Below are 11582 nucleotides of genomic sequence, written 5' to 3'. Positions count from 1 at the left end.
TCGGGTCGTCCCCTCTCGGTACGGGTGGCGGGCGGTCTGACGGTTCGTCATATGTGCGTCCGTCACGGTCAGTCCGCCGTCGCGGAGCCGGAGCGGGACCGGTTGATCACGAAGCCGGCCGCCACGTTGACCAGCAGGGTGAGCGCGAACAGCACCAGGCCGGCGGCCATCAGCGCGGACAGCGACAGCGTGTCCGACTCGCCGAAGCGCAGCGCGATCAGCGCGGAGATCGAGTTGGCGCCGTTCTCCAGGATGTGCGTGATGGCCTTGAAGTTCGGCGAGATGATCAGCGCGACGGCGATCGTCTCGCCCATCGCCCGGCCGAAGCCCAGCATCACCGCGCCGATCACGCCGCCCTTGCCGAAGGGCAGCACGACCGCGCGGACCATCCCCCAGCGGGTCGAGCCCAGCGCGTACGCGCCCTCCCGCTCGCCCTGCGGGGCCTGGGAGAACACCTCCCGGCTGAGCGAGGTGATGATCGGAATGATCATCAGGGCGACCACCACGCCCGCGATGAAGGTGGAGGACGTGTAGGAGGTGCCGATGTCGCCGGTGCGCACCTTGAGGAAGGGGATGGTGTCGCCCAGGTGGTTGGCCATCCAGCGGACGAAGCCGATGATCCGCGGCTGGAGGAAGAACAGGCCCCACAGGCCGTAGACGATGCTGGGGATCGCCGCCATCAGGTCGATCAGCGAGATCAGCGCGGCCCGCAGCCGCACCGGGGCGTACTCGGAGATGAAGATCGCGGTGCCGAGGGCCACCGGGACGGCGATCACCAGCGCGATCACGGCGATCAGCAGGCCGTTGGGCAGGACGGCGGCGATGCCGAAGTTGTGCGCGGCGGTCTGCCACTTCTGCTCGGTCAGGAAGGACAGGCCGACGGCGCGCAGCGCGTCGGTGCCGCGCAGGATCAGGAAGAAGGCGATCAGCCCCATGATCGCGAACACCGACAGGCCGGCCAGCCGCAGGACGCCGCGGAACACCCGGTCTCCGGGGGTCGCGGGAGCGGTGATGACGCGGGGGACGTCCTGGTCGGGCCCGTGGTCGGGTCGGCCTGGCGACCCGGCGTACGGTGCCGCGGGCTCAGCGGCGGATGTCATGTGTGCTCTCCGTACTCGGGAACGGGCGGGACTCGGGAACGGGCGTGCTCGGTGAGGGCCCGGGGCGCCACCTCGGTGGGGGTGGAAGCGCTCGGCGGGGCCGGGACGGCGGCCCCGCCGAGCGGTGGGCGCTACCGGGTCAGGGCCTGCGGCGCAGCCGCGACCACTGGGCCCGGGCTCCGGCCAGCGCCTTCGCCCCGGCCGGGGTGCCGCCGAGGAACAGCGCGGCCGGTCCGCCGATCAGCAGCACCAGGCCGGCGATCAGCGCGATCGGCAGCAGCAGCCGGGCCGTGCCTGCCCGGTCGGGGGCCGGGGTGCCGGCCGCGACCGGGGCTGCGGCCAGCGGTCCGCCGGTCGGCGCGGCGCTCGCACCGGGCTTGGCGCCCGCCGCGGGGGCGCCGGGCGCGGCCGGGGCGCCGCCCGCGGTCTCGCCCGTACCGCCGGAGGTGCCGGAGGTACCGGAGGAGGACAGGCCGCCGGAGGAGCCGGTCCCGAGGCCGCCTGCGGTGGCGGAGCCGCCCTCGTTGCTCACCGGGCTGGTGCCGCCGGCCGTCCCGCCGGGGCCCGAGGTGTCCGTGCCGCTGTTCTCCGAACCGCCGGTGGTGCCGTTGTCACCGCCGGACGGCGGAGTGGGCGGGGCGACCTGGTTGCCGGGCAGCTTGCCGTCCTGGGCCTCGACGTGTCCGGCGGCGTCCTGGGCCTGCTGGCGCTGGGCGCCGGTCAGGGCGAGGAAGCCGTTGGCGAGCTGGCCGGGCTGGAGGCCGTACACCTGGCCGCTGGTGGTCACGGTGCGCAGGAACTTGGCGATGGCCGCCGCCTTGCCGGCGTCGACGCCCTGGGTGGGCACCATCGCGTACTGCACGGTGGTCAGCGGGTAGGCGTGCTGGTCCCGGGAGAACGCCGTGTCCGGGGTGCCGTAGGGCAGTTGCTGCACGCCGGTGGCCGGGTCGGTCGGCATGTCGGCGACGGCGGCCTGGAAGGTGGAGGTGGCGGGCGAGACGAAGGTGCCCGCCGGGTTGAGCAGTTGGGCCTCGGGCAGCGAGTAGGCCTTGGCCTGCCCGGAGTCCATGATGGCGAACAGGGTGCGCTCGCCCGGGAGCAGGGAGCGGCACGCGGCGTGCGAGCCGTCGGGCTTCGGGTCCGTGTTGGAGCAGGTGGAGGTGCCCGAGAGCACGGTGCGCGCCACCCTGGACAGGCCCAGGATCAGCGGGTTCCACTCGTACTGCTTCCAGACGTTGAGCGGGTCCTTGGTGGCGCCGACGAAGCCGCTGGAGTCCTGGCGGACGAAGGCCTCGACCGGGTAGCCCGAGAACGCCGGGCGCGTGTAGAAGGTGTCGACGTGCATGCCCCACGGGTCGGGCTCACCGTCGAGGAAGCGCACGGCGTCCGGGTCGGAGGCGATCCAGGAAGTCAGTTGGTACGTGAAGTCCGAGGTGCCGCCGATGACGGTGGGGCTGGTGAAGCCCGCGTCGCAGGAGCCCGGCCAGGCCAGGCCGCTGCTCGGGGGCAGCGGGTTGAGCTTCTGGAACTCCGGGTCCTGGAAGATGCAGGTCGGATTGCCCTTCACCGAGGCGATGACGTCGTTGCCCACGGGTGCGTAGGACTGGGTGAGCATTTTGGCCAGCAGGCGGGCGTTGAGCTTCATGTCCCTGATCTGGCGCCCCGAGACGGGGTCGTCCACCACGAACGCCACCGAGATGCCGGTCGTCGTCAGCGGCGCGTACACGTACGGCCTCGGGGGCGGTGCCTGGGTGTCGGGGCGGGCCGTCAGGGCCATGTCGTTGCCGCCACCGCCGCCGAGGAAGCCGGCGCGGGCCTGGGGCTCACCGCCGGCCGGGCTGTAGCGCACGGTGAGCGGGTGGTCGCCCTGGCACAGGCCGGCCAGCCACTGCGTCATCGCGCGGTTCGCCATCTCCAGGCCGGCGGCCTGGAAATCGGCGTGCCCGGCCTCGCAGGCGGCCGGGGTCGGCGCGAACTCCAGCGGGATGGTGACGTGCTTGTTCCAGGCGCACGTCTCGTTGGTCTTGTTCTTGGTGCGCAGGTTCTCGCCCTGCATCACGAAGTCGGACGCCGTGCCGTACTCGATCATGGTGTCGGCGTCGTGGTTGTTGCAGTTCAGCAGGCCCTTGCGGTTCCAGATCGCGCGGCTGTCACCGCCGTAGTTGGGCTCCACCACGATCGAGCAGGGGTGGGTGGGGTCGCAGCCGAGGTTCTTGCTCTCGTTCGCCGTCCACACCTCGATGTTGACCGCGCCCGAACCGTCCGGCCCGGTCGGGGCGAGCACCATGTTGCTCGGGAAGTCGGGCGTGGTGGTGCCGGGGGCCGGGGCCTTCTGCTCGAAGCCCGCGGCGGGGTCGGCGTTGAAGAGGGTGCTGCCGTAACAGTCGGTGATCTTGGGGTCGGCGCCGCGGCACTGGTACACCCGGACGGGGTAGTACGCCGCGTTGCCGGAGAGCGGCGTGAGCACGACCGGCATCCCGTTGGAGTCCACGGTCGGGGTGAAGCCGCTCCAGGAGACCTGGATGACCTGGTTGGAGAGGTCCTTGGTCTGGGAGACGGTGACGCTCCCCTTGGGGCCGTTGGACTGGGTGTCCGGAATCCACACCTCGGGCCCGGGCACGGTCACCGCCGAACCCCCGCTCGCCGCAGCGACCTCGGGGGCCGTTCCGAGGCCGATCGGCACCACCCCGAGGGCGACCACCACCGACCAGACCAACGTGATCGCCGGTAGTCGGCGACGCCACCGTCTCGGATGCGTCCGGTCGGGCAGTCGGACTCTCATGGCGGGCACCTCCGTGCGAAGTCCGCGCCGCCGGGGACGCGGCGCGGGAGGGCGGGGCCGGGCTGCGGCCGGCAAACGATTCCGGTACGCATCCATTCGGCCAGCCAGAAGTGGCCGGATCCGGTCGCCAGCGTGTACGAGACCCCAACGCGGCGACTCCGTAGCGGAGTTGACCCTTCCTCATGGGAACGGTCCGATAACTGTTCCGGCAACCCATGAGAAGAGGCCCGCACCTTCCGGTACGGGCCCGCGTGGACCGTCAGGCCGGATCAGCCGTTGACGACGGTGAGCGAGAGGGAGCCGACCGACTGGCCGGACGTGAAGAAGGTGGTGTTCAGCTGGGTGTCCAGGAACTGCGCGCCGTTCGCGTCGACCTTGAGGTCCGTCGCACTGAGCGTCTGGGTGGTGTCCACCTTGGTGGTGCGCACGACGCCGGCCGGCTTCAGCAGCGGGACCGGAGCGGTGCCGCCGGCCGGAACGCCGGTGACGCGCCAGTCGTCGGCGCTGAAGGCGAGCTGCTTGAAGGTCACGCTCTTGCCGGTGAAGAAGTCGACGAACAGCAGGCTGCCGCCCAGCTGCACGTTCCCGTAGTAGCCGGCCAGGTTGACGCTGGCGCCGGCGACCGGGAGGGAGACCGAGAAGCCGGTGGTGCTGTCGTAGGAGGGCGTGGCCTGCGGCAGCGGGATGATCACGACGCCGTTGCCGGCCGCGGACTGCAGGAACGTGTTGCTCTCGTTGATCACGGCGTTGCCGGTCGCGGTGACCGGGGCGGTGTCGGCGGCGGCGGCGCCGCTCAGGACGGTCAGCGAGAGGACGGCGGCGGCACCGGCGGCGACGAACCGGGCGGAGGTGCGGGACATGCTGGACTCCTTGGGAGAGGGAGGGGTCGGTGCGGGACCGGGCCGGCGGCCGCGGGTCGAGGACCCGCGGCCGCCGGGAGGATCGGGGTGGATCAGAAGGCGGTGCCGCAGGCCGGGGTCGGCAGGAAGCCGTAGCTCTTGAGGTCCGCGGTGGCGACCGCGTCGTTGCAGATCCAGCCGTCGGGGCCGAAGATCGCGCGCAGGGCGGTGCCGTGGGCGTCGGTGGCGGTCCACTCGGCGTCACGGAGCACGTTGTAGACCACGCGGCCGAAGGAGGAGTTGGAGAAGGCGGTGTTGATGACGCCGTTGGTCACGGGGGTCAGGGTGACGGTCGGGCTGACGTAGATGTTGCGCAGGGTCAGGTTGCCCACGGCGTCGCTCGGGGTGCTGTGGCCACCCACGGTCTGGCCGAGGTAGTGGGCCACCGAGTACGGGAACACGGCGTCGGCATCGTTGAGCAGCAGCGGGTCGACGCCCTCGTTCTCCTGCGGGCCGGTGACGACGCAGGAGCCCAGGGTCGGGTTGCCGATGGCACCCAGGAAGAAGGAGCGCGTGCCGGAGGAGGCCTGCGGCAGGATCGGGTGGATCGTCGCGCTGGGCAGCGTCGGGTCGATCTGGGTCCAGTTGGTGGTGGTGCACTGGTAGATCGCCTTCAGCTGGGCGGCGCTCAGCTGGGCCGGGGCGTGGCCGCCCTTGACCGCGGACCAGGTCACGGCGTCCTTGGCCAGGGCGATGAAGTCGTCGGTCGCCGGGTCGGTCGCCGCGCGGCCGCGCGAGGAACGGGCGAAGTCGACGGTGGCGCTGGTGTTGCCGTTCAGCGCGGTGATGCCGGCGCCGGAGCCGTTCGGGCGGGTGATCGGGGTGGCACCGGCCTTGGTGGTGATGGTGCCGGTGGGGATCGCGTCCCAGCTGTACAGGTGCGGGGCGTTCGGGTCGGTCAGCGTCGCGTTGTAGTCCGTGGAGAGCTGGTTCAGCACGGCCTGGGTGGTGTCCGAGCCCACGCCCACGATGTCCTGGGAGTTCGGCAGGCTCGCCGGGTCGGCGACCGAGGTGCCGGCGGCGACGGTGGCGAGGGAGGTCGCCAGGGCGGCGACGGCGAGCAGCTTGGCAGCGGTCCTACGCATGTTCCTCTTCCTCCGGGGGAGAGACGTACATCGCGTTACCCGGGCCCTGGTTGGGAGTCCGGGGCCGGCGGCCGCGTCCGCTGCGGCCCTTCCGGCAGTGCTGATCCTGTCCGCCGGGGAGGTTCCGCCGGAAGGGTGGTCGAGTCCGGCCGGGGAATGTCGACTCATCGGTTCGACGAGGTTTAGGCACTGGTCAGCGCGGACGTGACAGGGGCATACCCAGGGCTCCGAACCCGGTCGACGTTCTTCTCCAGGAGGCTGCTCGGGGTGTTGCCGGAAACCTGCGCTTCACCGGAACAGCACGGACGGCCGCCGCCGGGACGGCCATCGCTTCACAGGGGATCCGTCGGGTCACACCCGGCCGACGGCTCACACCCGGCCGACGGGTCACAGCGGCCAGCGGCCGTCCCGCCCGCTCCGGCGCAACTCCTGCCCCACCCACTGCAATCCGGCCAGGAAGCCCTCGACCCCGGCCTGGCACTGGTCGCGCCGCAGGTACCCGCGCGCGCTGCGCGCGACCGGCACGGCGCCGGCCGTGCCGGGCCTGGTGCTGAGCACCGGCAGGTAGGCGGACCACACCCACTGCCGCCCCTCGGACTGCCCGGTCGAGCACCGCAGGGCGGCCCGCTCGATGATCAACTCCCGCACCGCCTCCGCGAGTTCCTCCTCGCTGCGGTACGTCCGCACGCCGACGCCGAGCGGCCGCCCGTTGGCGGCACGCAGCGCCCAGCCGAGGCAGCGGTCGGCCGCGGGCACGATCAGCAGCCGCGGGCCGCGCCGCTCAGCGGCCATCGGCGCGTCTCAACGTCCCGGCCCGCTCGGGAAGTTCGCGCGGCGGTTGCTTGGCGAGCAGCACGACGAAGCGCCGGAAGGCGTTCTGGCAGGTCGCGTACCGTTCGTACGCGCGGCTGGAGCGCACTTCGGGGAGGCTGCGGGAGCCGGGGACGACCCAGATCCAGCCGATGCCCTCGCGGACGTGGGTGATCCGCGCGGTGAGTTCGGCGGCCCCGGCGCGCAGGTCGTCGAAGCCCCGCTCGGCCTCGCCGGGCGTTTCGAACGACGCGGCGGTGATGGCCACGACCCGGCCGTTGGACGCCTTCAGCTGCCAGCGGTAGCGCCCGTCCGGAGCACGTTCGGTCCGGAATCCCCCTCGACTTGCCCCTGCTGCGGTGTGACCGCGGCCGGAAGCGTCCACTGCCCCCTCCGTCCGGTTTCCCCTCCGAGACGGATGACAAGCTATGTGTGCACACAGAACTCCCGAAAGCCCAGAACGTTCACAACTTGCGCTGTTGGTCGGGAAGTTCTCCCTCGTTCAGCTTTCACCGATCGAACGGACGGTGACGCTGCGCGTAACGGTCCGTGGCCTCAGAGCCGGGCCGTCCAGCGCACCCGGGTGCCCCTGCGACGCGGGCCCGGCTCGTGCCAGGCGTCGCCGCCGAGCGCCTCGGCCCGCCGGGTCAGGTTGCGCAGTCCGCTGCGCCGGCCGCCCTCCGGGATGCCGATCCCGTCGTCCGTCACGGTGAGTCGCACGCCGGGGCGCCCGCCGCGGTCCAGCGACTCAGGGTCGCCGCCGACCGGCCGGCCGTCGTCGCCCAGGTGGACGGTCGCGTCGATCTCCACGCCGACCCGGGAGGCGCGCGCGTGCCGGGCCGTGTTGGAGAGCATCTCCCGCAGTGCGGCGAGCAGTTGGCGGCCGGTCTTCTCGCCGACGAGGCTCTCCACCGGCCCGACGAAGCTCACCGAGGGCTTGAAGCCGAGCGCCGCCGCGGCCTGGCTGGCCTCGCGCAGCACCCGGGTGCGCAGGGTGTCGGGGGCGTCGCCGTGGTTGTCGTGCTGGAGCGCGTAGATGGTGGTGCGGACCTCCTGGATGGTGGCGTCCAGTTCGTCCACCGCCTTGCCGATGCCGGTCCTCACCTCGGGGACGACCGCCCGCCGGGCCGCGCTCTCCAGCATCATCCCGGTGGCGAACAGCCGCTGGATCACCAGGTCGTGGAGGTCGCGGGCGATCCGGTCGCGGTCCTGGAAGACGGCCAGGCGCTGCTGGTCGCGCTGGCCCTCGGCGAGCCGCAGGGCGAGCGCGGCCTGCGAGGCGAAGGTCTCGGCGAGTTGCTTCTCGGAGTCGGTGAACGGCACCGCGCCGCGCGGGCGCCAGACGCAGAGCCCGCCGAGCACCCGGCCGGCGGCGACCATCGGGACGGCCATGGACGGGCCGAAGCTGCGGGCGAGCCGCATCACCACGGTCGGGTCGCTGGACATGTCGTCCAGGTGCATGCTCTCCCCCGCGAGCAGCCGGGCGGCGAAGCTGTCCTTGGGCAGCAGTTCGCCGCGGACGAACTCGGCGGCCTCGCCGGAGGCGTGGGCGACCCTCATCTGCCCGTCCTCCTCGCCGACCGGGCCGGTGGGCAGCAGGATCATGCCGAGCGCGGCGTCCGCCAACTCCCGCACCTGCTCGGCGGCGACGGTCAGCGCGCCCTCGGCCTGCTCGGTGGAGAGCAGCGCGTGGGTGACGGCGGCGGCGCCGGCGATCCAGCGTTCGCGGCGGCGGCCCTCCTCGTACAGCCGGGAGTTCTCGATGGCGACCCCGGCGGCGGCGGCGAGCGCGTGGACGACCTGCTCGTCCTCGGGGGTGAAGGCGCCGCCGCCCTTCTTCTCGGTGAGGTAGAGGTTGCCGAAGACCTCCGCGCGGACCCTGATCGGCACGCCCAGGAAGGTCCGCATCTGGGGGTGGTGCCCCGGGAACCCGGAGGAGCGGGGGTCGGCGCCGAGGTCGGCCAGCCGCAGCGACTCGGGGCGGTCGATGAGCGCGCCGAGGATGCCGCGGCCGACGGGCAGTTCGCCGATCTCGGCGGCGGTGTCGTCGTCGACGCCGACGTGGATGAAGTCGGCCAGCCCGGTGCCGCCGGGGGCGATCACGCCGAGGGCCGCGTACCGGGCGTCGACGAGTTCGGCGGCGCCGGCGGCGATCCGTTGCAGGGTGGCGTGCAGGTCGAGCCCGGCGCCGATGGAGACGACCGCCTCCAGCAGCCGCTGCATCCGGTCGGTGACGGCGGCGGCCGACTGCAGCCGCTCCGAGACCTCCGTGACCAGGGTGTCCAGGCCGAGCGAGGCGATCTCGGGCACCCGGTGGGGTGTCGGCTCGGGGGTGGCCTCGGGGGGGTCCGGCATGGGGTCCATGGAGAAAGCCTAGTTTGTACGGTTTTCATCCGAAGGGCGGCGCCACGGCCGGACACCGCCCCCGGTGATCACGATTCGACTACCGGACGGCGGCCGGCTCCGCCAGCCCGTCCGCCTCGCGCTCCCGCCGCCACATCGCGTGCAGCCGTCCGTCCGGGTCGGCGACCAGCTCCGACCAGCGGCCGCGCTCGGCCACCCGGCCGCCGTCCAGCACCAGGACCTCGTCCACCGAGGTGTCGTCCAGCCCGGCCAGCCGGTGGGTGATCAGCACGGTGGTGCGGCCCTCGGTGGCGGCCAGCAGGTCGGCGGTGAGCGCGTCGGCGGTGGGCAGGTCGAGGTGCTCGGCGGGCTCGTCCAGGACCAGGACGGGGAAGTCCGCGAGCAGCGCCCGGGCGAGCGCGAGGCGCTGGCGCTGGCCGCCGGAGAGGCGGGCGCCGTGCTCGCCGACCATGGTGTCCAGGCCCTCCGGCAGGCCGTCCGTCCACTCCAGCAGCCGGGCGGCGGCGAGTGCGGCGCGCAGCGCGTCCTCGTCCGCGTCCGGCCGGGCGAGCCTCAGGTTCTCCCGCAGCGAGCTGTCGAAGACGTGGGCGTCCTGGGCGCAGAGGCCGATCACCCGGCGGACGTCCTCGCCCGCGAGCGCCCGGCTGTCCACGGCCTGTGGGCGGCCGGCGGCGAAGGTCACCGCGCCGGCGCTCGGCTCCAGGAAGCGCAGCAGCGCCTGGGCGAGGGTGGTCTTGCCGGAGCCGGACGGGCCGACCACGGCGATCCGGCGGCCGGGGGCGAGGTCGAGGTCCACCCCGGCCAGCGCGTCCACGGCCTGCCCGGGGTGCCGTACGGTCAGCCCGCGCACCGCGACCGGCAGCGGCCGCTCGGGCAGGGCCGCCGGGCCCAGAGGCTCTTCAACGGGCGCCTCGGCGTTCAGGACCTCGTCCAGCCGCGCCCGCGCGGCGAGGCTGCGCTGACGGGCCTGGACGGCGAGCGGCATGCCCGTGACGGCCTCGAAGGCGGCCAGCGGGGTCAGCACCACCACGGCCAGGCAGACCGGCGCGAGCGCGCCGTCGCGCACCCCCTGGATGCCGACGACCGCCGCCGCCACCACCGTCAGCCCGGTGAGCAGCGCGATCAGCCCGGTGCCGAGCGCGGCGGTGGCGGCCGAGCGGGCGGCCAGTCCGGTCAGCGCGGCGTCGGCGCTGCGGACGGCGGCCAGCCGGCCGGGCAGCGCGCCGGCCACGGTGAGCTCGGCGGTGCCGGTGAAGGCGTCCACGACGGTGGTGGCCAGCCGGCCGCGGGCCGGGGCCTGCCGCCGCTCGGCGCCGGCCGACCAGCGGGCGGCCAGCGCGGGCACCAGCACCCCGGCGAGCAGCAGTCCGAGGCCGAGCACCACCCCGGCGGCGGGCAGGAAGAGGCCCATCGCCACCGCCGAGGCCAGCGCGACCACGCCCGCGACGGCGGCGGGCAGCCGCCAGCGCAGGTAGTGGTCCTGGATCGCGTCCACGTCGGCGACCAGCCGGGAGAGCAGGTCGCCGCGCCGGAAGGCCGGCAGTCCGGCCGGGGCGAGCGCGGCCAGCCGCCGGTAGACGGCGGCCCGCAGGGTGCCGAGGGTGCGCAGCACGGCGTCGTGCGAGACCAGCCGCTCGGCGTAGCGGAAGACACTGCGGCCGATGCCGAAGGCCCGCACCGAGGTGACGGCCATCATCAGGTAGAGCACCGGGGGCATCTGCGAGGCGCGGGAGATGAGGTAACCGGAGGTGGCCATCAGGGCGACGGCGCAGCCGAGGGCGAGCGCACCGAGCAGGACGGACAGCGCCAGCCGGGGCGTGGTGCCGGCCTCGACGCCGGGCTCCTCGGGCTGTGCGGGGGCGGGCGTCGGCAGCCCGCTGTGGGCGAGCGGCGCGACCGGGGCGGCCGTGACGGACGGGGCCCCCGCCAGCCGTACCCGCTCGTCCGCGACGGCCAGCAGCGCGGGCCGGTGGGCGACGACCAGGACGGTGCGCGCCGGGTCCTCGGCGAGCGCCCGGACGGCGTCGACCACGGCCGCCTCGGAGGCGCCGTCGAGGTTGGCGGTGGGCTCGTCCAGCAGCACCAGCGGCCGGTCGTCGGCGAGCAGCACCCGGGCGAGGGCGAGGCGCTGGCGCTGGCCTGCGGAGAGCCCGGCGCCGTCCTCCCCCAGTTCGGCGGCCAGGTCGGTGACGAAGTCGAGCGCGTGCGCCGCCCGCAGCGCCGTCCACAGCTGTTCGTCGGAGGCGTCCGGCCGGTGGAGCCGCAGGTTGTCGGCGACCGTCCCGGCGAACAGGTGCGGGTGCTGCGGCACCCAGGCGATCTGCCGCCGCCAGCTCGCCGGCTCCAGCTCGGCGAGGTCGTACGTCCGGCCGTCGGCGGCGGTGATCCGGACGGTGCCGGCCTCGGGGGTGGTGAGGCCGAGCAGGACGGACACCAGGGTGGACTTGCCGGCGCCGCTCGGGCCGGTGAGGGCGGTGGTGGAGCCCGGCCGCAGGGTCAGCCCGGCGCCGTCCAGCGCGGGGACGGCGCGCCCCGGGTGCCG

At 73.8% G+C, this 11582-nt stretch carries 8 protein-coding genes; all 8 read right to left on the bottom strand.

Features of this window, described 5'->3' with window-relative positions:
- Positions 1 to 68 precede the first annotated feature (68 nt).
- Positions 69 to 1100: a phosphate ABC transporter permease subunit PstC gene (gene pstC / locus J0670_RS16350; RefSeq protein WP_207812312.1), complete on the bottom strand. Its 1032-nt coding sequence runs from the start codon at positions 1098 to 1100 to the stop codon at positions 69 to 71.
- Positions 1101 to 1239: 139 nt separating this feature from the next.
- Positions 1240 to 3882 carry a hypothetical protein gene (locus J0670_RS39930; RefSeq protein ID WP_207812311.1) on the bottom strand — a complete coding sequence of 881 codons (2643 nt, stop codon included), beginning with the start codon at positions 3880 to 3882 and terminating at the stop codon, positions 1240 to 1242.
- Between the two features lie 269 nt (positions 3883 to 4151).
- Positions 4152 to 4742 (bottom strand): hypothetical protein, encoded by a 591-nt coding sequence (locus J0670_RS16340; protein WP_207812310.1) that lies wholly within the window; start codon positions 4740 to 4742, stop codon positions 4152 to 4154.
- 92 nt (positions 4743 to 4834) lie between these two features.
- Complete coding sequence (locus J0670_RS16335; protein WP_207812309.1) at positions 4835 to 5866, bottom strand: PstS family phosphate ABC transporter substrate-binding protein; 1032 nt, start codon at positions 5864 to 5866, stop codon at positions 4835 to 4837.
- A 387-nt stretch (positions 5867 to 6253) separates the two neighbouring features.
- Complete coding sequence (locus J0670_RS16330) at positions 6254 to 6658, bottom strand: hypothetical protein (RefSeq protein WP_207812308.1); 405 nt, start codon at positions 6656 to 6658, stop codon at positions 6254 to 6256.
- Complete coding sequence (locus J0670_RS40280) at positions 6648 to 6944, bottom strand: hypothetical protein (RefSeq protein WP_307806544.1); 297 nt, start codon at positions 6942 to 6944, stop codon at positions 6648 to 6650. The genes J0670_RS16330 and J0670_RS40280 overlap by 11 nt, the downstream gene beginning before the upstream one ends.
- Before the next feature lie 287 nt (positions 6945 to 7231).
- Positions 7232 to 9040, bottom strand: coding sequence for a GAF domain-containing protein (locus tag J0670_RS16320; protein WP_374223114.1), 1809 nt, complete (start codon positions 9038 to 9040; stop codon positions 7232 to 7234).
- Between the two features lie 79 nt (positions 9041 to 9119).
- The coding region (gene cydC / locus J0670_RS16315) for a thiol reductant ABC exporter subunit CydC (protein ID WP_207812306.1) at positions 9120 to 11582 on the bottom strand (2463 nt) is incomplete at its 5' end.

Origin of the sequence: Streptomyces sp. FH025, assembly GCF_017427025.1 — a bacterium.
GTDB lineage: Bacteria > Actinomycetota > Actinomycetes > Streptomycetales > Streptomycetaceae > Kitasatospora.
The sequence above is the reverse complement of the archived record's forward strand: the minus strand, read 5'-3'. Positions and strand labels throughout refer to the sequence as shown.